Raw genomic sequence first — 18,234 nt, 5'->3', positions numbered from 1 at the left:
GGCAGACAACATCGAAAACGGAGCCCCCCATGCGCTTTCCGAAACTGCACGCCGTCCTTATGGTCGCCATCCTCGCCCTCCCCGGCCTCGCCGTCGCCGCGGTCACGCCCGGCGAACTGCCCGGCAACACCCGCTGGTACCTGCATGCCGACCTTGTCGAGATGCGCGGCTCCGAGGTCGGGCGCCAGCTCTACGGCTGGCTGGACAAGGAGCTGTTCGCCGACCTGCGCAATGACCTCGGCGTGGACCTGGGCGCCGAGACCGACCGGGTCACGGTGTTCAGTCAGGGCGAAGACGACGCCGTGCTCGCCATCCGCGGCCGTTTCTCGGACCAGACCCGTGACAAGGTGCTGGCATTGGCGAAGCGCGAGGCGAAAGTGGACGAACACGAGGCCGACGGCAGCCGCTATTACCAGCTCCGCCAGATGGACGACACGGATTTCGACGGTTACTTCACCTTCGCCGTCGACGGACTGCTGCTATTCACGTCCGAGGCCGCGACGATGGAGAAACTGCTTGCCGACGGCGGCCGCCTGGAGGAGCGCGAGGCGGCAGACGGCACGCTGTTCATGCTCACGGCGGACCGCAACCTGATGCAGGGCGGCATCCGTCCCCAGGCCGGCACCGGGGGCTCCTGGGAGTCCCGCATCCTCGAACACACCCGTGAGGCGACATTCTTCGTCGCCGACCGTGACGGACTCGCCGCCATCGAGGCGAAGATCGTGGCCAGCGATCCGGGCATGGCGCTGGCCGTGGGCGGCATTGTGGGAGGCCTGATCGGATTGCAGGCCGTGGCCGCGGAGGAAGAGCCCGCGCTGGCCGAGCTGCTCGGCAAGACCAGGGTGACGGTGAACGAGGGTACGGTCGGCATCTCCGCCCTGGTGGAGCCCGAGCTGATGACGAGACTGCTCGCCCGTTGAGGCGGGCTCCGGCGACCGGCGCGCCGGACGACTCATGACCAGCGAGGACGAACTCATCGCGGCGGCGAAGGCAGGCTCACACAGCGCCTTCGCCACGCTCGTCGAGCGCTACCAGGACGGCCTGCATCGCTTCCTGTGCGTGCGCTGCGCCCGCACCTGCGACGCGGAAGACGCGCTGCAGGACACCTTCGTCGGTGCCTGGCGCTATCTCGCGAGCTACGATCCGCGCTGGCGCTTCAGCACCTGGCTGTACCGCATCGCCCTGCGGCATGCGGCAGCCCGGCCGGCAGCCTGGGAATCGCTGGCCGCCGAACCGGCCGATCCGGCCGCCGATCCGCTGGCCGACTGCATCGCGGACGACGGGCGGCGCAACATCTGGCTGACTGCCCGGCAACGGCTCACGCCGGACGGCTATACGGCGCTGTGGCTCCATTACGGCGAGGACATGGCGGTGCGCGACGTGGCACGCGCGATGGGACGGAGCGTATCGTGGGTCAAGGTGAACCTCTTCCGGGCACGCCGGCGGCTGGCCCGGGAACTCGAGACGGAGGACGGGGAATGACGGAACTGGAAGAGCGTCTGCGCCGCGATGCGGCGAAGATCCGCGCGGAAACCACCCCGGAGCTGAGGGCACGCGTGCAGACATCGCTGCAGGCCGCGGAGCCCGCAGTGCCGCGCCGGCGCCGCCCGGCCCTGGTGCCCGCGCCGCGGCTGCTCGGCGGCGCCGCGCTGGCGGCCGCCGTCGCGGTGGCGGGAGTCCTGGCGCTGCGCCTCGAGACACCCGCGCCGGAATCCTGGCCCGCAACGCCCACGGCACAGACGCAGACCCCGCTCCCCGCGAGACTGCCGGCCGCGCTGCAGGCGGATTTCGTCCTGCTGGAGCTGGAGCAGCGCGCCACGCAGCCGCTGACGGAGGAACAGGAGCGCCTCGAGGCCGATTTGCGCCGGCTCGAGGAAGAGCTGCGGCGGGCCTTCTGAGGACGGGCCTTCCGGGGACTGGCTTTGCGAGGACTGGCTTTACGAGGACTGGTTTCGCGAAGAATACGGGCGACGCGATATCGCCCTATTGCCCGCCATATTGCCCGCCACAAAAAAGTGAGGGGATGACGCCGTCGCGTCATCCCCTCGGTTTTTGAGCCAGCGCTTCGTCCGATTCGATCGATCCGGCAGCTTGCGCCACCCCCTCGGACCTGCCTGACTCCGGCCTGTGGCTCGTCCGCTCGGCTCTCGCCTTGCGGAACCTCGTCTCAGGCTCCTCACGAGGACTCTTCGTCCCCGATGTTTATTTAAAGACGCCTGGCTACGTCCCCCGCGAGCTGCATGCCGGTCATGCGAGTCACGAGTACAGGCAGTTTCCGCTCTCCAATGGTCGCCAGATGCTCTCGCTCCGGCTTCCTCAACGCGCGGCCTCTCGGCGTTGCGACTTGGTCAGCTTCCGCTGCCCTTGACCACTTTGGCGGGTGGCCCTGCCCCTGCCAATCGGGCCCGGTTTCAGGATCGCGCTCCTTTACCGTGGAGTTCACATTACGCCTGCCGATCCGCCCTGTCAGCAGAATATCCTGTGCCTCTCGTGTGTTTATTCTGTGGATAAGCGGTGGAAATTGAAAAACCAATACTTATCAGAATGTTGAGACGAAGAATCGACATCCCGGCGAACTGTTTTCCACAGGTTGCTAATAGAGTGAGAGATTCCCGCCGGCCTCCTTCGCCGTGAACAGCCAGGACAGCAACCAGTGCGTGGGCAGATAGACGCAGACCGGGAAGAACAGCATCACGAAGCCGAGATAAAGCCTGCCGTCGATCCGCCGCTGTGGGCGCTCGCCCGGCCCGAACACCCAGTTGATGTTCTTCGCGGGGTCCGTGACCAGCCAGGTGACCGGCAGCACCGCCCAGGCCAGCAGCGTCTGCAGCGCCAGGGCGCGGCTGTCGTAGCCGAGCCGCCAGACGCCCCAGATCAGCAGCGGCGGCAGGATCAGGTGGAATAACGACAGCCCGCGCAGCCAGCGGGGCAGCGCCGGGTCGAACATGTAGCCGGCCAGCCCGGTGAACGGCCGCCGGAAGAGGAGTCCGCCCAGATAGCTGATCGTCCATACGGCCTCGGGCAGCAGCACTCCGACCGCCATCATGCCGAACAGCAGCGCGCTCTCGAGCCACAGCGCCGGCACCAGCAGGATCAGCGCGATGTCGGAGAACCAGAGGAAATTCTTCGGGCCGTGGCGGAGCCAGTAGATCGGCAGGATGACCGCGACGATGGCCGTGTAGCCGATCTTCAGCCAGAGCGGGATCATGCCTCCGCGGCGGCGGCTCCCGCGCCGGTGAGTTCGCGGGCCGCGGCGACGCAGCCCTCCACCGCCTCGTCCGGCGTCGCGAACGAGGTGACCAGCCGGTAGACGCCGGGGCCGGTATGGGGCCAGGGATGGAACTCGAAGCCGCGGGAGCGCAGGCCCTCCGCCAGCGCATCCGGCAGGCGCATGAAGATCTCGTTGGACTGCACCGGATGCAGCAGCTCGGCGCCCGGGCAGGCGGCCAGCCCGTCGGCCAGCGCTCGGGCGCGGCGGTTGGCGGCGGCGGCCAGGCGCAGCCAGAGATCGTCGGCGAGATAGGCCTCGAGCTGTGCCGAGACGTAGCGCATCTTGCTCAGCAGGTGACCGGCCTGCTTGCGGCGCCGCGGCAACTCCACCGTGTCCGCCGGATCGAACACGACCAGCGCCTCGGCCAGCATCGCGCCGTTCTTGGTGGCGCCGAACGAGACCAGGTCGACGCCGGCGCGCCAGGTGATGTCCGCGGGCGCGCAATCGAGCGTGGCCAGCGCGTTCGCGAGGCGTGCGCCGTCCATGTGCACGCGCAGCCCGTCGCGGTGCGCGGCTGCGGCGAGTGCGGCCACCTCGTCGGGCGTGTAGACGGTGCCCAGCTCCGTCGCCTGGGTCAGGCTCAGCAACCGCGGGCGGCTCGCATGTTCGCCCATCGCGAGGGATGCGGCCACGGTCTCCTCCACGGCGGCCGGTACCAGCTTGCCGTCAGGGCCGTCCAGGGCCAGCAGCTTGGCCCCGCCGCTGAAGAACTCGGGCGCGCCGCACTCGTCCGTGTTGAGGTGCGCGTCCCGGTGGCAGACCACCGCGCCGACGGAGCCGCAGGTCTGGGCGACGGCGAGCGAGTTGGCGGCCGTGCCGGAGGCCAGCGGATAGATCTCCACGTCCCGCTCGAACAGCTCGCGGAAACGCTGCCGCAGCCGCGCGGTGGCGGCGTCCTCGCCGTAGGCGTGGGCGGGGCCGTCGTTCACTGCGGCCAGGGCCGCCATGATCTCGGGTGCCACGGGATACTCGTTGTCGCTGCGGAAATTGCCCGGCATGGCCTGCTCTGCTCCTTCTTTCCGACCGATGGGAGCGCGGCCCGCGCTCCTGGAGCGCCAATGCTACAGCCGCGGGACGGAATGTTCGACGCCGCTCAGGTCTCGTCCCTGTCCATCCACTTGGCCGTGTAGCGCGGCGTGTAGTCGGCCATGAGATCCAGCAGCGCGGCCGCCTCGCCGGCCGCGAGGATCATGTCCCGATGCTCTCCCCGCACGAAACCCTGGCTGACGGTCTGGTCCAGGAACCGGAGCAGCTCGTCGTAGTAGCCGCCGGCATTCAGCACGCCGCAGGGTCTGGCATGGATGCCGAGCTGCGCCCAGGTGAGAATCTCGAACAGCTCTTCCAGCGTGCCGAGACCGCCGGGCAGCGCCACCACGCCGTCCGAGAGCTCCGACATCAGTGCCTTGCGCTGATGCATGGTCTGCACCACGCGCAGGTCGGTGAGTCCCCGGTGGCCCACCTCCTTGCGCAGCAGCGCCTCCGGGATCACGCCGATGACCTCGCCGCCGGCCGCCAGCGCGGCATCGGCCAGCACGCCCATCAGCCCCACCCGGCCGCCGCCGTACACCACCCGCCAGCCCCGCTCCGCGACGGCCCGGCCGAGTTCCTCGGCAGCGCTCGCGTAAACCGGACGGGTGCCGCTGCTGGACCCCGCGAAGACGCAGATCGATTTCATGGTCGCCATCAGCCAGTCTCTCCGTACAGGCGTCTGCCCCGCCTTCCCGTCACTCTGCCGCAGATCGGCATGATCCCCGCGCGGCTCATGCAGAACCCGCTCGCATGGGTCGCCCCCTCGTCCGGCAGGTGCAGCGCACTTTCGCAGATCGGACCGGTCGTGCAAAGACCGCACCCTTGATTCGGACGCCGATCACACGCATTTCCCCGGTAGAGACGCGGCAAAAGCAGACCGCAACGAGGAGGATCAATGAAAACCACAGCCGGAATGCTGCTAATCCCGGCGGCAGCGCTCGCGCTGCTGGCCGGCTGCGCCACCCAGACTTCGCCCAACGAGCCGCCCGCAGGCCCGAGCGCGGTACTGCACTTCGCCGATCTGGGCGGTATCCGTGACTGGCGCTCCGTCGACAATGGCAAGGCGGTACTGATCGAGGGACGCCGCGGTCAGTGGTACCGGGCGACTTTCTTCAGCCCGTGCACCAGCCTGCCGTTCGCGAACACCATCGCCTTCGCGACGGACACCACCGGCGACCTGGACAAGTTCAGCTCGATCCTGACCCGGGACGAGCGCTGCTACTTCCGTACCTTCGAGCGGGTGCCCGATCCCGATGAGCGGGAGTGAGCGGGCTCCGGGAACGAACGTAGGAGGGCCTTCAGGCCCGATTCGTTATCTTGATCGGGCCTGAAGGCCCTCCTACGAGGCGCTCCTGCAATTCGATGTTGATGCTGGCCGGGTCTGCGATCAGGTCGCGGCCGTAGGTGTGGACGGTGATCGCCACGTCGTCGCTCGCGTTGTAGACCCGGTGGGGATAATCGATGCCCGGCTGCACGCAGGTCACGTCGCCCGGCGCGCAGACCGCCTCGCAGGCGAGTTCGACGGCGCCGTCGCACACCAGGCGGTAGTTGGCGACGCTCGGCGTGCCGCTGTACACCCCCACGGCACCCCACGCAGTGTGGCCGTGCACCGGAGTGCCCTGGCCCGGCCGCCACACGACGGACAGCACGGTGAACCGTCCCCGCGGATCGGCGTAGAGCACATGACGGCGATACGTGTCCGTGCCCGCCGCACGGCATTCGTCCGGCAGCCAGTCGTCCGCGGCCATCAGCCGCCGCACCTCGCGGCCGACCCGGCTCGCCAGCCGGTCGTCGCTGCACGATTCGCAGAGCGCCGTCACACGGCGGATGTACTCGTCGAAATCGATGGCCTCTGCCGCCGCGGAGGCCGCCCGTCCGGCGCCGTAATGCCGCTCGTGCAGTCGGTCTGCTGAAACGCCCATGGACTCTCTCCCTGCTCCCGCATTCACGTATCCGAAACGGTAGCAGCAAGATGGGAGCATTCGGGTGCAAAATTTGCCAGGAATGTGAAACGTGTTAGGTTATTTGCCTAACGATGTTCCGATTTGGGGGATGAGGTTCCATGGACAAGAAAGACAAGCAGATTCTCGCGCTGCTGCAGGAGGACGCTTCGCTGCCGGTGGCCGAGATCGCGGAGCAGGTGGGACTGTCGCGCACGCCGTGCTGGCGGCGCATCCAGCAGCTGGAAGAGAAGGGCGTCATCCGCAAGCGGGTCGCCCTGCTCGACCGACACAAGCTCGACGTACCCATCACCGTATTCGTCGCCGTGCGCACCAACCAGCACAACGCCGCGTGGACGGAACGCTTCCGCGAGATGGTGCAGAGCATTCCGCAGATCGTGGAGGTGCACCGGCTCAGCGGCGATATCGACTATCTGCTGCGGGTGCTGGTACGCGACATCAACGGCTTCGACGCCGTCTACAAGCAGATGATTGAGATGGTGGACTTCTCCGACGTCAGCTCCAGCTTCTCGATGGAGGAATTCAAGTTCACGACGGCGATCCCGCTGGACTGAGTCAGGCGGCGCGGTCGGCCACCGCCACCGCGCCCGCGATGGCCGCGTGGGCCGCAGCCAATCGGGCGACCGGCACCCGTGGCGCCGAACAGGACACATAGCTCAATCCGATCCGGTGACAGAACGCGATGGATGCCGGATGGCCACCATGTTCGCCGCAGATGCCCACCGGCATCTCGGGCCTCCTGCCCCGCCCCCACTCGATGGCCAGCTCCATCAGGCGGCCCACGCCCTTGCTGTCGAGCACCTCGAACGGGTTGTCCTGCAGGATGCGCGTCTGGTTGTACATGGGCAGAAACTTGTTCTCCGCGTCTTCACGGGAGAACGAGAACGTCGCCTGGGTCAGGTCGTTCGTGCCGAAGCTGAAGAATTCCGCCTCGTCGGCGAGATTCTCCGCCCGCATGCAGGCCCGCACCACCTCGAGCATGGAGCCGAACCGGAACGGCACGTCGATGCCATATTCCCGCTCGACGTCCGCGTGCGCCTCGTCCACCAGCTTCTTGACCCGCTTCAGCTCCTGGGCCGTGCAGACCTGCGGCACCATGATCTCGGCGTCCACTTCCAGACCCTCCCGCATGCACTCGGCAGCCGCCTCGAGCACGGCCCGGATCTGCATCGTGTAGATCTCGGGGAACGTGAGGCCGAGGCGCACGCCGCGATGGCCGAGCATCGGGTTGACCTCGAACAGCTGGCGCACCTTGGCCAGCATCGTCTCCTTGCGCTCTATCGCCTCCTCGACGAGCAGCGGATCCGCGAGGCGCCGTACCTCGGGGTGCTCCTGGCGGGTGCGATAGATGAGATCCACCGCATCGCTCAGCGTCTCCATGCCGCGCACGGTATCGCGCAGATGGGTGAGCCGGGCGATCTCCTCCACCAGCTGCCCCTCCGAGGGCAGGAACTCGTGGATCGGCGGGTCCAGCAGGCGGATCGTCACGGGCCGGGGCGACATCACCCGGAACAGCCCCGCGAAGTCCTGCCGCTGTATGGGCAGCAGCCGGTCCAGCGCCCGCTGGCGCTGCTCCCGGTCCTCGGCCAGGATCATCTCGATCACGATCGGCAGCCGGTCGGCATCGTTGAACATGCGTTCCGTGCGGCAAAGTCCGATGCCGACGGCGCCGTAGCGCAGCGCGCGCTCGGCATCCGCCGGGGTATCCGCATTGGCGCGGACCTCGAGCACCGCCATCTCGTCGGCCCACTCGAGCAGCGTCTGCAGCTCCGCCGAGAATTCGGCCTCGATCATCGGCACCTCGCCCTGGTAGACGTCGCCCGTGGTGCCGTCGATGGTGATCAGGTCGCCTTCGTGGACGATCACCTCGCCCACATGGGCCTCACGGATGCGCGCATCCACCCGGATGCCCTCCGCCCCCGCCACGCAGGGTTTGCCCATGCCGCGGGCGACCACCGCGGCATGGGAGGTGCGGCCACCGCGCGCGGTCAGGATGCCCTGCGCGGCGAAGAAGCCGTGAATATCTTCGGGCCGCGTCTCTTCGCGCACCAGGATCACGCGCTGACCGGTCCTGCCGAGCTGCTCGGCACGATCGGCGTCGAACACGGCGATCCCTCGCGCCGCGCCGGGCGAGGCGGCCAGGCCGGTGGCGAGCGGCGCCGTGCCGTGACCCGGATCGAGGCGGGGGAACAGCAGCTGCTCCAGCGCATCGGGGGTGATGCGCAGGAGCGCCTCCCGGCGGTCGATCAGCCCGTCGGCGACCATTTCGACGGAAGAGCGCACCAGCGCGGTGGCGTTCATCTTGCCGTTGCGGGTCTGCAGGCAATAGAGCCGCCCGCGTTCGATGGTGAACTCGAAGTCCTGCACCTCGCGATAGTGCTGCTCCAGCCGGTCGCGCAGCTCCAGCAGCTGCCGGTGCATGTCGGGCATCTCGTCGGCGAGCGCGTCGATCGGCTTCGGCGTGCGGATGCCGGCCACCACGTCCTCGCCCTGGGCATTGATGAGGTACTCGCCATAGAGCCGGTTCTCGCCGGTGTCCGGATAACGGGTGAAGGCGACGCCCGTGGCCGAGTCCTCGCCCAGATTGCCGAACACCATCGCCATCACGTTCACCGCCGTGCCGTTGGCCTGTTCCGGCGTGATGTTGAACTCGCGCCGGTAATCCACGGCCCGCCGGCCCATCCAGGAGCCGAATACCGCCTTGACGGCGAGTTCCAGCTGCTCCACCGGATCGTCGGGGAACGCACGCCCCGTCTCGCGTTCCACGATGGCCAGGAACCGCAGGCAGATGTCCGCCAGCGCCGTGGCGGAGAGATCGACGTCGGCGGAGATGCCGGCGCGCTCCTTGGCAGCGACGAACTCGGCGTCGAAAGCCTCGTCGGGGATGCCGAGGGCGACCTTGGCGAAGAGCTGGATGAATCGGCGGTAGGCGTCCCAGGCAAAACGCTCGTCGCCGGTTTGCGCGATCAGGCCCCGCAAGGTGGTGTCATTCAGGCCCAGGTTCAGGATCGTATCCATCATCCCGGGCATCGACAGGGCCGAGCCGGACCGCACCGAGACCAGCAGAGGATCGTCGGCGCCACCGAAGATCCTGCCGGTCTTCTGCTCCAGTGCGCGCATCTGCCGACGCACTTCGTCCATCAGCCCGGCGGGCAGCTCGCCCCGCGAGTCGGCGAGATACGCCAGGCACGCTTCGGTGGTGATGACGAAACCGGGCGGCACGTTCAGGCCGATCCGCGTCATCTCGCACAGATTCGCGCCCTTGCCGCCGAGACGCATCCGGTCCCGGCCGTCGCCTTCGTCGAACGCAAACACGTACCGCATGATCACCCCCGATCGGTCGCTCACATCCGCTGCGCTACTGCATTCAACCTTCGCGCCGCGGGGTGGCCGGGGCAATCCGTGAAATCCTCAGGTGGGGGCAGGCGCCCTGGGCGCCGCAATGAAATCGGCCGCCCGAGGGCGGCCGTCGTTCACCACTGACGGGCAGCGGGCCTCAGGCTTTCGGTGCGTAGGCGCTGCACCAGCCGGCAGCGTTCACCAGCTTGCCCGGGAAGAGGGAGCAGCCGGCCCATTCCTCGTCGCCCTTGGCCTGGAACAGCTGACAGTTGCTGCATGCCTGGCCGGGCTGATAGCGGGCGTACTTGCTCTGATCTACCTCGGTGGCGTCGTGCACGTAGCCGAGCGCCTTCGCCTGCGGGTCGTCCACGGACAGCTTAGGCCGACCGTCGCCGGCTGCTGCCGCCTCGCCGGCCTGGCTTTCGGCGGTGTCCGCCGCTGCCTGGCCGGACTCCTGGGCCGACTCCTGGCTCATGCCCGCATCCCCGGCCGCATCTTTCGCCATGTCGGCTCCGCTGCCGGAGCCCTCGTCGGCAGACGGTTTCGCGCCGCCCCCGCTCGCAGGAGCGGAGTCGCCGCCGCCCGAGCACGCCGCCAGCCCCGCGAGGGGCACCAGCACGACCGTGCCGCCCACCAGCTTCAGGAATTTCCGGCGTCCTGCCGGATCGGAATATTCGCTCATAACAAGTCTCCGCTAGCGTCGGCTCGCGCCGACGGGTTCAAGAATCGGTCCGAATCCGCGCGCTCTCATTCTCGGCAAGGGCCCCGGCCAATGCAAATGGCGCGCGCCGCGCGGGCGGCCGGCTGCAACATTTCTGCCACACATTCCTGTCACGATGCGGTTACGAAACGGATCAACCCTCAGGTCGCGCCTGCCCCGACATGACAGCGACGCCGTTCAGCATCGCAGCGAGGATCGCCGGGCTCTGCCGCCAGATCCTCGCCCCCTCCCGCTTCCCGGGACCGCTCCGCTATGTCCGCCGCGTCGCGGTCGGCGCCGTGTTTCTGCCGGCGCTCCTGCTGCTTCAGGCCGCGCACTGGATCGGCTTCCTGCTGGACGAAGTGCTCTTCCGCGGCTATCGGCGGGTCGCCATCCGTGAGCCCGTATTCGTGCTCGGCGCACCGCGCAGCGGCACGACCTACCTGCACCGCCTGCTGGCCGTCGACAGCCGCTACACCACCTTCGCCACCTGGGAGTGCCTGTTCGCCCCGAGCATCACGGAGCGGAAACTCTGGACCGGCCTCGCCGCGGCCGACCGGCTGATCGGGTCCCCGCTGGCCCGCTCGCTCACGGCGGCGGGCCGCGCCGCCCTGCGCTGGATCGACGACAAGCACCCCCTCGGACTCGCCGAACCGGAAGAGGATTACTTCTGCTTCCTGCCGCTGCTGTGCTGCTTCATCCTAGTCGTGCCCTTCCCCGAGGCACGCTGGGTGTGGCGCATGGGCACCTTCGACAGGGACATGCCCGAGGCGGAGCGTCGGCTGCTGCTGACCTGGTACCGGCGCTGCCTGCAGCGCCACCTCTACGCCCACGGCCCGGACAGGACGCTGCTGTCGAAGAACGCCGCTTTCGCCGGCATGGCGCGGAGCCTCGCACGCGAATTCCCGGATGCCCGCATCGTGGTCTGCGAACGCGACGCCGTCGAGGTGATCGCCTCGCAATTCAATTCGGTGACTGACGGCCTGCGCCTATTCGGCGTCCCGCCCGACGACCCGCTGTTCCGGGCACGGCTGCTCGACTGCCTGGACTTCTATTACCGGAACCTGGAGGACCTGCGCGCGGAACTGCCGCCGGAGCGCATCGCGGCCGCCCCGATGGAGGAACTGGCCGCCGACCCCGCCGCGCTGGTACGCCGCCTCTACGACCGCCTGGGACACCCGGTGACCGGCGCGCTGGCGGCACGTCTCGGGCAGCTCGAGCGGCGCCGGCCCCACGTGCCGGCCGAGGCGCCGCCGCTGTCCTCCTGGGGCATCGACATGGCGGAAGTGCGGCGGCGCTTCGCCGCCTGGACACGCAAGAAGGAGCCGCAGACATGATGGCAACAGAAGCGCTGCAGTCCCGACTGCGCGAAGACGCACCGGCCCGTTCCCGTTGCGAGCGCCTGCGTGTCGCCGTCGTCTCCGACGCGGTGGCCGAACGCAACGGCGTGGGCTCGTATTACAGCGACCTGGTCGGCCAGCTCGGCTCCCGGGTCGGGCGCGCCGAGCTGTTCTGCCCGCAGGACAGCCTGCGGGGCTGGCGGCGCCGGCTGGTGCCGCCGCTGCCGGGGGACCGGACCCAGCGTCTGTGGTTTCCGCGACCCTTCCGGCTCTGGCGCCAGTTGACCACGCTGGCGCCTCACGCGGTGGTGGTGCCCACCCCGGGCCCGTTCGGCCTGATGGGCCTGCTGGCGGCACGGCGTCTGGGCATCCCCCTGATCACGGGCTTCCACACCCACTTCGAGCAGCTGGCGGACATCTACTGGCGAGACACCTTCGGCCGGCTGAGCCGCGGCTACCTGGAGCGCTGTCACCGGCTGCTGTTCCGCCACAGCGCCCTGGTGCTGGCCAACTCCCCGGAGATGGCCCGCCTGGCGAACCGTCTCGGCGCCCGCGGCACGCGGCTCATGGGCACCTCGGTGCCGCGGGAGTTCCTGGACCGTCCGCTCGTCGCACCCGCGGCCGAAGTGCGCCGCCTCCTGTTCGCCGGACGGCTCGCCGAGGAGAAGAACCTGCCCGCGGTACTGGACGTGGCCGAACGGCTGCCGGACCTGCGGGTCAGCATCGCGGGCGACGGACCCATGCGCCCCGCCGTCGCGGCCGCGGCCGCGCGGCTGCCGAACCTGGATTACCTGGGCTGGGTGCCCCGGGAGCGGCTGATCGACACGCTGGACGCCCACGACATGCTGCTGCTGCCGTCCCGGGTCGAGTCGTTCGGCACCGTGGCGCTCGAAGGCATGGCCCGCGGCCGGCCGGTCATCGTGTCCGGCGACTGCGGCATTGCCGAATGGCCCGAGCTCGAAGGCGGCTTGTTCCGCATCGGCGCGGACGAGAGCGTCATAAAGGCCGTCACGCGGGCCTGCGCGGCGGCGCCGGCCGTGCGCGCCGAAATGGGCCGCCAGGCCCATCTGGCTGCGCGCCGGCTGAACGACTGGAATCTGCGCACCTGGATCGGCTGGCTGCAGGGAGACGCCGACGGTGGCTGAGGCGGCGTCCGAGATCCTGGTCTCGGTGCACGACGTGATGCCGGAGACCCTCGACCGGGTGGCCGGCATCCTCGCCGCGCTCGAGGCCGCCGGCGCCGGTACCGCGACGCTGCTCGTGGTCCCCGGCGTCGGCTGGACGGGCGAGACCCTGGACCGACTGCACGGCCTGCTGGCCCGCGGCCATACCCTGGCCGGGCACGGCTGGCAGCACCGCTGCGCCCGGATCCGGGGGCTCCGGCACCGCCTGCACAGCGCGCTCATCTCCCGCGACGTGGCGGAACATCTGTGTCTGGACGCGGCCGGCATCGAGGCGCTGGTCCGCCGCTGCGGCGAATGGTTCCCGCGCCACGGCCTGCCCCAGCCCGACACCTACGTGCCTCCGGCCTGGGCGATGGGCTCCATCCCGCGGCGGCGCCTGCACGGCCTCGGCTTCCGCTACTTCGAGACCCTCACCGGGCTGTACGACGCAGGAACCGGGCGCTTCCGACTCCTGCCGCTCGCCGGTTTCGAGGCGGACACACGCTTCAGGGCGCTGGTGCTGCGCGGGCTCAACCGGGCGGCCCTCGCGCTGGCGGCGCCGGGGAGGCCGCTGCGGCTCGCCATCCACCCCCATGACCCCGGACTGCTGCTGGCCCGCGATCTGGAGCGTCTCATCGCCAGGGCGGCAGGCGGCACCCGCCGGCTCACCGCGAGCGCCGGAGCCGGCTGAGCGCCCGCCGGACTGGCGGACCTGCGGCCCGGCGGGTAGCTTATGCGCCTGGTCCGCTCACGACGGCAGAGAAGATGAGGCCACGACAACCTTCGGCGGCCGAGGTCCGGCAGCTCCCTGCGCTCATGACTCACGTGATCCCGGCCGACTGGGAAGACCAGAACGGCCACGTGAACATCCAGTTCTACATGACCCTGTTCGAGCGCGGCGGCTGGCCCATGGTGCAGGAGATGGGCATGGAGGATTCCTACTTCCGGGACCGTCGCCAGGGTCTGTTCGACCTGGAGCACCACCTCTACTATCTGAACGAAATCCACGTCGGCGAATCGGTCAGCATCCATGCCCGCCTGGTGGACCGCAGCGAGAAGCGCTTCCACGGCGTGATGTTCATCGTCAACGACAGCCGCGACAACCTGGCGGCCACGCTCGAGTACATCACCAGCGGCGCCGACCTGGCGCACCGTCGCACGGCACCGTTCCCGGCGGACATCGCCGCGCAACTGGACCGGCTGGTGGCCGAGCACCGCCAGCTGGCGTGGGACCCGCCGCTCTGCGGCGTGATGTCGGCCTGAGGCTGCGGACGAACCCCTACAGCGTGGGCGGCGTCTCGCCGATCTGGCCCACGTCCAGCACCGGGGACGCATCCAGTTTCTCGGCCCCCATCAGGTCCGCCACCCGCTGCAGGGCCGCGACGATGGCATGGCGCTCCCAGTCCTGCAGGGCGGAGAACTCTTCCAGGAAGCGCGTCTGCAGCGCCGTCGGCGCCCGGGCCACGAGCTCCCGGCCTTCCGGCGTCAGGCTGACCTTGACCTGCCGCCGGTCGGCGCTGCCGCGCCGGCGCACGACGAGGCCGCCCTGCTGCAGCTTGTCGATCATCGAAGTGACCGTGCCCTGGGTGAGACCGACCTTGTAGGCGATCCCGCCCACCGTGAGTTCGCCCGCCATCGACAGCAGCTCCAGCACCAGCAACTGGGACGTGGTGAGGCCGGTCTGCCGCGCGAGAGACTTGGCGTCCAGGTCCGTCGCCCGGAACACGCGGCGCAGCGCGGTCAGCACCTCCTTCTCCAGCATCTCGTCCTTCTCTGTCATCGCCCCGTCACTCTCGTCGCCATTCGCCGGCATCCGCCGGAAGGTCTGCAGGTCCCTGATCCCAGTGATGTTTGTGCCCGCCGGACACCCGCTCTCTTGAAAGGAGTACTTTGACCCTCAAATCAAAGTTGCGCCGCTAATCGCTATTTTCTAAAATTGTAGCGCTATTCGATCAGCTTTTTTAATTGAATATCGAAATATCTGTCAACTGTAAGACGCCGGGCACCCGACAGGGCTCCGATAGGACTATTATCAGTCTATCGGGCCCATTCCCGCCGCATCGGACATAAGCCCCACTCGACAGATTCCCCGACCAGGCAAACCATGCAAGCAAAGAGAATCCAGAAAGATTCTGTTATCTCCATCCGCCCGCCGGTATCCACCGACGGCGCCGCGGTCCACGCCCTCATCGGCCGCTGCCCGCCGCTGGACACCAACTCCATGTACTGCAACCTGCTGCAGTGCACCCACTTCGGCGCGACCAGCGCGCTGGCGGAAGCGGAAGGCGATGCCGTGGGCTTCGTCTCCGGCTACAGCCCGCCCCCGCATCCGGACGCGCTGTTCGTCTGGCAGGTGGCCGTCGACGAACGGGCCCGTGGCCATGGCCTGGCCAAGCGGCTCATCATGGACATCCTGGAGCGGCCAGGCAACGAGCACCTGCACTACATCCGCACGACCATCACGGCCGGGAACGAGGCTTCCTGGGCCATGTTCCAGGGCCTCGCCCGCAAACTGGGCGCGCCGACCGAAGACAACGTGCTGTTCGATCAGGACGAGCACTTCGGCGGCGAGCACGAGAGCGAGCACGAATTGATTATCGGCCCTTTTGAAATTCAGACAGACTGAGAGAAATCGAGAAACGCCATGAAAACCACCGTTGAGAAGATCGACCTTTCCAGTAACGCTCACACGGGCGGCGTGTTCGCGCGCCTCGAGTCGGACGTGCGCTCCTACTGCCGCTCGATCCCGGTCCTGTTCGATAAAGCGGTCGGCACCGAACTCGTCGATGCCGACGGCAACGTGTATCTCGACTTCCTGGCCGGCGCCGGCAGCCTGAACTACGGCCACAACAATCCGGTGCTGAAAGAGGCACTGATGGACTACATCGCCGGTGACGGCATCGCCCACAGCCTGGACATGCACACCGCGGCGAAGAAGCGCTTCCTGGAGACCTTCCACGAGCGCATCCTGAAGCCGCGCAACCTGGACTACGTGGCCCAGTTCACCGGCCCGACCGGCGCGAACGCCGTCGAGGCCGCCATGAAACTGGCGCGCAAGGTGACGGGCCGCGAGACCATCGTCGCCTTTACCAACGGCTTCCACGGCGTCACGCTCGGCGCGCTGTCGCTAACCGGCAACCGCCATCACCGGGATGCCGCCGGCGTGTCGATGAGCGGCGTCGTGCGCATGCCCTTCGACGGCTATCTGGGCGAAGGCGTGGACACGCTCGACTACTTCGAGAAGACACTGGACGACCCGAGCAGCGGCGTGGGTCATCCCGCCGCCGTCATCGTGGAGGCGGTGCAGGGCGAAGGCGGCCTGAACGTCGCCAGCGAGGCCTGGCTGAAGCGTCTCGAGGCGATCTGCCGCGCCCGCGACATCCTGCTCATCCTGGACGACATCCAGGCCGGGTGCGGTCGCACCGGCAACTTCTTCAGCTTCGAGCCGTCCGGCATCCGGCCGCACATGGTGACGCTGTCGAAATCCCTGAGCGCCATGGGCCTGCCGTTCGCGGTACTGCTCATCGAGTCGGACCTGGACGAGTGGGAGCCCGGCGAGCACATCGGCACGTTCCGCGGCAACAACCATGCGTTCGTTACTGCCGCCGCCGCGCTGGAGGAATTCTGGTCGACGCCGCGCTTCGAACAGGACGTCAGGCGCAAGGCCGGCATCCTCCGCTCACGGCTGGAGGAGATCGCCGCCGCGTCGCCCCTCGAACTCACCGTCAAGGGCCGCGGCCTCATGATCGGCATCGCGTGCCCCGACGGCGAGACCGCCGGCAGGGTATGCCGCGCCGCGCTGGAGCGCGGTCTCGTGATCGAGACCAGCGGCTCCTTCGACGAGGTGGTCAAGTGCCTGCCCCCTCTCACGATCAGCGACGACGAACTCGAGCGGGGCCTGACGGCGCTCGCGGAGAGCTTCGACGTCGCCGCCAGCGACAGCGCCTGAATGGCGCGAGGAGCACAGCAAGCATGAGTCACACCGTAGAGAAGATCGGCGGCACCTCGATCGCCGACGCCGAAGCGGCGCTGAACAACGTCTTCCTGCCGTCGCGGCGGAAGGGCGACCCGTACAACCGCATCTTCGTGGTCTCGGCCTACGCCGGCATGACCAACGAGCTCCTGGAGGACAAGAAGACCAAGGAGCCCGGCGTCTACACCCTGTACAGCCATAGCGAGTCCGACTGGGCCTGGGGCGACGCACTCACGAAGGTGTGCCGCCGCATGATCGAGAAGAACGAGGAGATCTTCACCGATCCGGGCGTGCGCGAGCCGGCCAACCAGTTCGTGCTCGAGCGCATCGAGGGCGTGCGCAGCTGCCTGATCGACCTGCAGCGGCTGTGCTCCTACGGCCACTTCCATCTGGGCGAGCACATGATGACGGTGCGCGAGATGCTCTCTGCCCTCGGCGAGGCCCACAGCGCGTTCAACACGGCCCTGCTGCTGCGCATGCACGGCGTGGAGGCCCGCTTCGTCGACCTCACCGGCTGGCGCGACGACAAGCCGCGCACGCTGGAGGAGCGCATCGACATCGGCCTCCAGGGCATCGACTTCGAGGCGGAGCTGCCCATCGTCACCGGCTACACCCAGTGCCACAGCGGGCTCTTCCGCGAGTACGGCCGCGGTTACACCGAGGTGACCTTCAGTCACGTCGCCGCCCGCACCGGCGCCAGCGAGGCGATCATCCACAAGGAGTATCACCTCAGCAGCGCCGACCCCCTGATCGTGGGCGAGGACAAAGTGCAGAAGATCGGCAACACCAACTATGACGTCGCCGACCAGCTCTCCAACATGGGCATGGAGGCCGTCCATCCCCGCGCGGCGAAAGTGCTGCGCCAGGCCGAGATCCCGCTGCGTATCAGGAACACCTTCGACCCGGACGACCCCGGCACGGTGATCCGGCAGGACTACGTGAGCGACGAACCCTGCGTGGAGATCGTGACCGGCTGCCGCGCCGTGCTGGCGATCAAGCTCTTCGACCAGGACATCGTCGGCGTGAAGGGCACCGACCGCCGCATCGTCCAGGCGCTGGAGGACAACCGGCTGCGCATCGTGACGAAGGACATGAACGCGAACACCGTGACTCACTTCGTCACCGGCACGCTGAGCCGGGCCAAGCATGCCATCGCGGAGCTGGAGCGCCTGTTCCCCCACGCGGATATCGACCTGCGCCGGGTGGGCCTGGTCTCGGTGATCGGCACCGACCTCAACCGGCCCGGCCTGCTGGCGGACACGGTCGGCTGCCTGCACGAATCGGGCATCGACGTGATCGCCCTGCACCAGGGCATGCGCCAGGTGGACATCCAGATCATCGTGGACGAGGGCGACTACGACGCGACGATCAAGGCGCTGCACGAACGGCTGGTCGAGAACCGGGACACCGTGGGCGACCGTAACGCGGCCTGAGCCGCGGGCCGCCGCCCCACGCCAA

At 68.4% G+C, this 18,234-nt stretch carries 19 protein-coding genes; 12 read left to right on the top strand and 7 right to left on the bottom strand.

Annotated features, from left to right (window positions below):
• Positions 1-29: 29 nt before the first annotated feature.
• From ACJMK0_RS05755 to ACJMK0_RS05745, 3 genes are read left to right on the top strand one after another with little or no spacing between them, the layout of a single operon-like run.
• Entirely contained in the window at positions 30-920 is an 891-nt protein-coding gene (locus tag ACJMK0_RS05755) for a hypothetical protein (protein ID WP_405236375.1), read from the top strand.
• 34 nt (positions 921-954) lie between these two features.
• Positions 955-1,482 carry an RNA polymerase sigma factor gene (locus ACJMK0_RS05750; protein WP_405236374.1) on the top strand — a complete coding sequence of 176 codons (528 nt, stop codon included), beginning with the start codon at positions 955-957 and terminating at the stop codon, positions 1,480-1,482.
• Complete coding sequence (locus ACJMK0_RS05745) at positions 1,479-1,898, top strand: hypothetical protein (protein ID WP_405236372.1); 420 nt, start codon at positions 1,479-1,481, stop codon at positions 1,896-1,898. The genes ACJMK0_RS05750 and ACJMK0_RS05745 overlap by 4 nt, the downstream gene beginning before the upstream one ends.
• Before the next feature lie 695 nt (positions 1,899-2,593).
• On the opposite strand, the gene ACJMK0_RS05740 is transcribed toward ACJMK0_RS05745, so the two are convergent.
• The 3 genes from ACJMK0_RS05740 to ACJMK0_RS05730 form a co-directional block, all read right to left on the bottom strand.
• The gene (locus ACJMK0_RS05740; RefSeq protein ID WP_405236370.1) at positions 2,594-3,208 is read right to left on the bottom strand and encodes a membrane-associated protein; all 615 of its coding nucleotides are present in this window, start codon (positions 3,206-3,208) and stop codon (positions 2,594-2,596) included.
• Positions 3,205-4,269, bottom strand: a complete 1,065-nt coding sequence (locus ACJMK0_RS05735; protein WP_405236368.1) for a threonine aldolase family protein — start codon at positions 4,267-4,269, stop codon at positions 3,205-3,207. The genes ACJMK0_RS05740 and ACJMK0_RS05735 overlap by 4 nt, the downstream gene beginning before the upstream one ends.
• Positions 4,270-4,364: 95 nt before the next feature.
• Complete coding sequence (locus ACJMK0_RS05730) at positions 4,365-4,955, bottom strand: LOG family protein (protein WP_405236366.1); 591 nt, start codon at positions 4,953-4,955, stop codon at positions 4,365-4,367.
• A 240-nt stretch (positions 4,956-5,195) separates the two neighbouring features.
• On the opposite strand from ACJMK0_RS05730, the gene ACJMK0_RS05725 reads away from it, so the two are divergent.
• Entirely contained in the window at positions 5,196-5,567 is a 372-nt protein-coding gene (locus ACJMK0_RS05725) for a DUF6491 family protein (RefSeq protein WP_405236365.1), read from the top strand.
• A gap of 31 nt (positions 5,568-5,598) precedes the next feature.
• Here the strand turns inward: ACJMK0_RS05725 and ACJMK0_RS05720 are convergent, their stop codons facing one another.
• Positions 5,599-6,222 (bottom strand): cysteine dioxygenase family protein, encoded by a 624-nt coding sequence (locus ACJMK0_RS05720; protein WP_405236363.1) that lies wholly within the window; start codon positions 6,220-6,222, stop codon positions 5,599-5,601.
• 140 nt (positions 6,223-6,362) lie between these two features.
• Here ACJMK0_RS05720 and ACJMK0_RS05715 point away from each other — a divergent pair, with 140 nt between their 5' ends.
• Positions 6,363-6,815 carry an Lrp/AsnC family transcriptional regulator gene (locus ACJMK0_RS05715; RefSeq protein WP_405232382.1) on the top strand — a complete coding sequence of 151 codons (453 nt, stop codon included), beginning with the start codon at positions 6,363-6,365 and terminating at the stop codon, positions 6,813-6,815.
• Position 6,816: 1 nt separating this feature from the next.
• On the opposite strand, the gene ppdK is transcribed toward ACJMK0_RS05715, so the two are convergent.
• Positions 6,817-9,585 (bottom strand): pyruvate, phosphate dikinase, encoded by a 2,769-nt coding sequence (ppdK, locus tag ACJMK0_RS05710; RefSeq protein ID WP_405237900.1) that lies wholly within the window; start codon positions 9,583-9,585, stop codon positions 6,817-6,819.
• 172 nt (positions 9,586-9,757) lie between these two features.
• On the bottom strand, positions 9,758-10,282 hold the full coding sequence (locus ACJMK0_RS05705) for a high-potential iron-sulfur protein (protein ID WP_405236361.1): 525 nt from the start codon (positions 10,280-10,282) through the stop codon (positions 9,758-9,760).
• A 200-nt stretch (positions 10,283-10,482) separates the two neighbouring features.
• Between ACJMK0_RS05705 and ACJMK0_RS05700 the strand changes: the two genes are divergently transcribed.
• From ACJMK0_RS05700 to ACJMK0_RS05685, 4 genes are all read left to right on the top strand, one after another.
• Positions 10,483-11,637: a sulfotransferase family protein gene (locus ACJMK0_RS05700; RefSeq protein ID WP_405236359.1), complete on the top strand. Its 1,155-nt coding sequence runs from the start codon at positions 10,483-10,485 to the stop codon at positions 11,635-11,637.
• Complete coding sequence (locus ACJMK0_RS05695; protein WP_405236357.1) at positions 11,634-12,785, top strand: glycosyltransferase; 1,152 nt, start codon at positions 11,634-11,636, stop codon at positions 12,783-12,785. Before ACJMK0_RS05700 ends, ACJMK0_RS05695 begins: the two co-directional genes overlap by 4 nt.
• On the top strand, positions 12,778-13,494 hold the full coding sequence (locus tag ACJMK0_RS05690) for a polysaccharide deacetylase family protein (RefSeq protein WP_405236355.1): 717 nt from the start codon (positions 12,778-12,780) through the stop codon (positions 13,492-13,494). The genes ACJMK0_RS05695 and ACJMK0_RS05690 overlap by 8 nt, the downstream gene beginning before the upstream one ends.
• 74 nt (positions 13,495-13,568) lie before the next feature.
• The gene (locus ACJMK0_RS05685; protein ID WP_405236353.1) at positions 13,569-14,066 is read left to right on the top strand and encodes a thioesterase family protein; all 498 of its coding nucleotides are present in this window, start codon (positions 13,569-13,571) and stop codon (positions 14,064-14,066) included.
• Positions 14,067-14,082: 16 nt separating this feature from the next.
• On the opposite strand, the gene ACJMK0_RS05680 is transcribed toward ACJMK0_RS05685, so the two are convergent.
• Entirely contained in the window at positions 14,083-14,583 is a 501-nt protein-coding gene (locus ACJMK0_RS05680) for a MarR family winged helix-turn-helix transcriptional regulator (protein WP_405236351.1), read from the bottom strand.
• Positions 14,584-14,907: 324 nt separating this feature from the next.
• On the opposite strand from ACJMK0_RS05680, the gene ectA reads away from it, so the two are divergent.
• From ectA to ACJMK0_RS05665, 3 genes are read left to right on the top strand one after another with little or no spacing between them, the layout of a single operon-like run.
• Positions 14,908-15,429, top strand: a complete 522-nt coding sequence (ectA, locus tag ACJMK0_RS05675) for a diaminobutyrate acetyltransferase (RefSeq protein ID WP_405236349.1) — start codon at positions 14,908-14,910, stop codon at positions 15,427-15,429.
• 18 nt (positions 15,430-15,447) lie between these two features.
• A complete protein-coding gene (gene ectB / locus ACJMK0_RS05670; protein WP_405236347.1) occupies positions 15,448-16,752 on the top strand; it encodes a diaminobutyrate--2-oxoglutarate transaminase in 1,305 nt (434 codons plus the stop codon).
• Between the two features lie 23 nt (positions 16,753-16,775).
• Positions 16,776-18,209 (top strand): aspartate kinase, encoded by a 1,434-nt coding sequence (locus ACJMK0_RS05665; protein WP_405236345.1) that lies wholly within the window; start codon positions 16,776-16,778, stop codon positions 18,207-18,209.
• Positions 18,210-18,234: the final 25 nt, after the last annotated feature.

Origin of the sequence: Lentisalinibacter orientalis, from assembly GCF_040706535.1 — a bacterium.
GTDB classification, from domain to species: domain Bacteria; phylum Pseudomonadota; class Gammaproteobacteria; order Steroidobacterales; family Woeseiaceae; genus Lentisalinibacter; species Lentisalinibacter orientalis.
The sequence above is the reverse complement of the archived record's forward strand: the minus strand, read 5'-3'. Positions and strand labels throughout refer to the sequence as shown.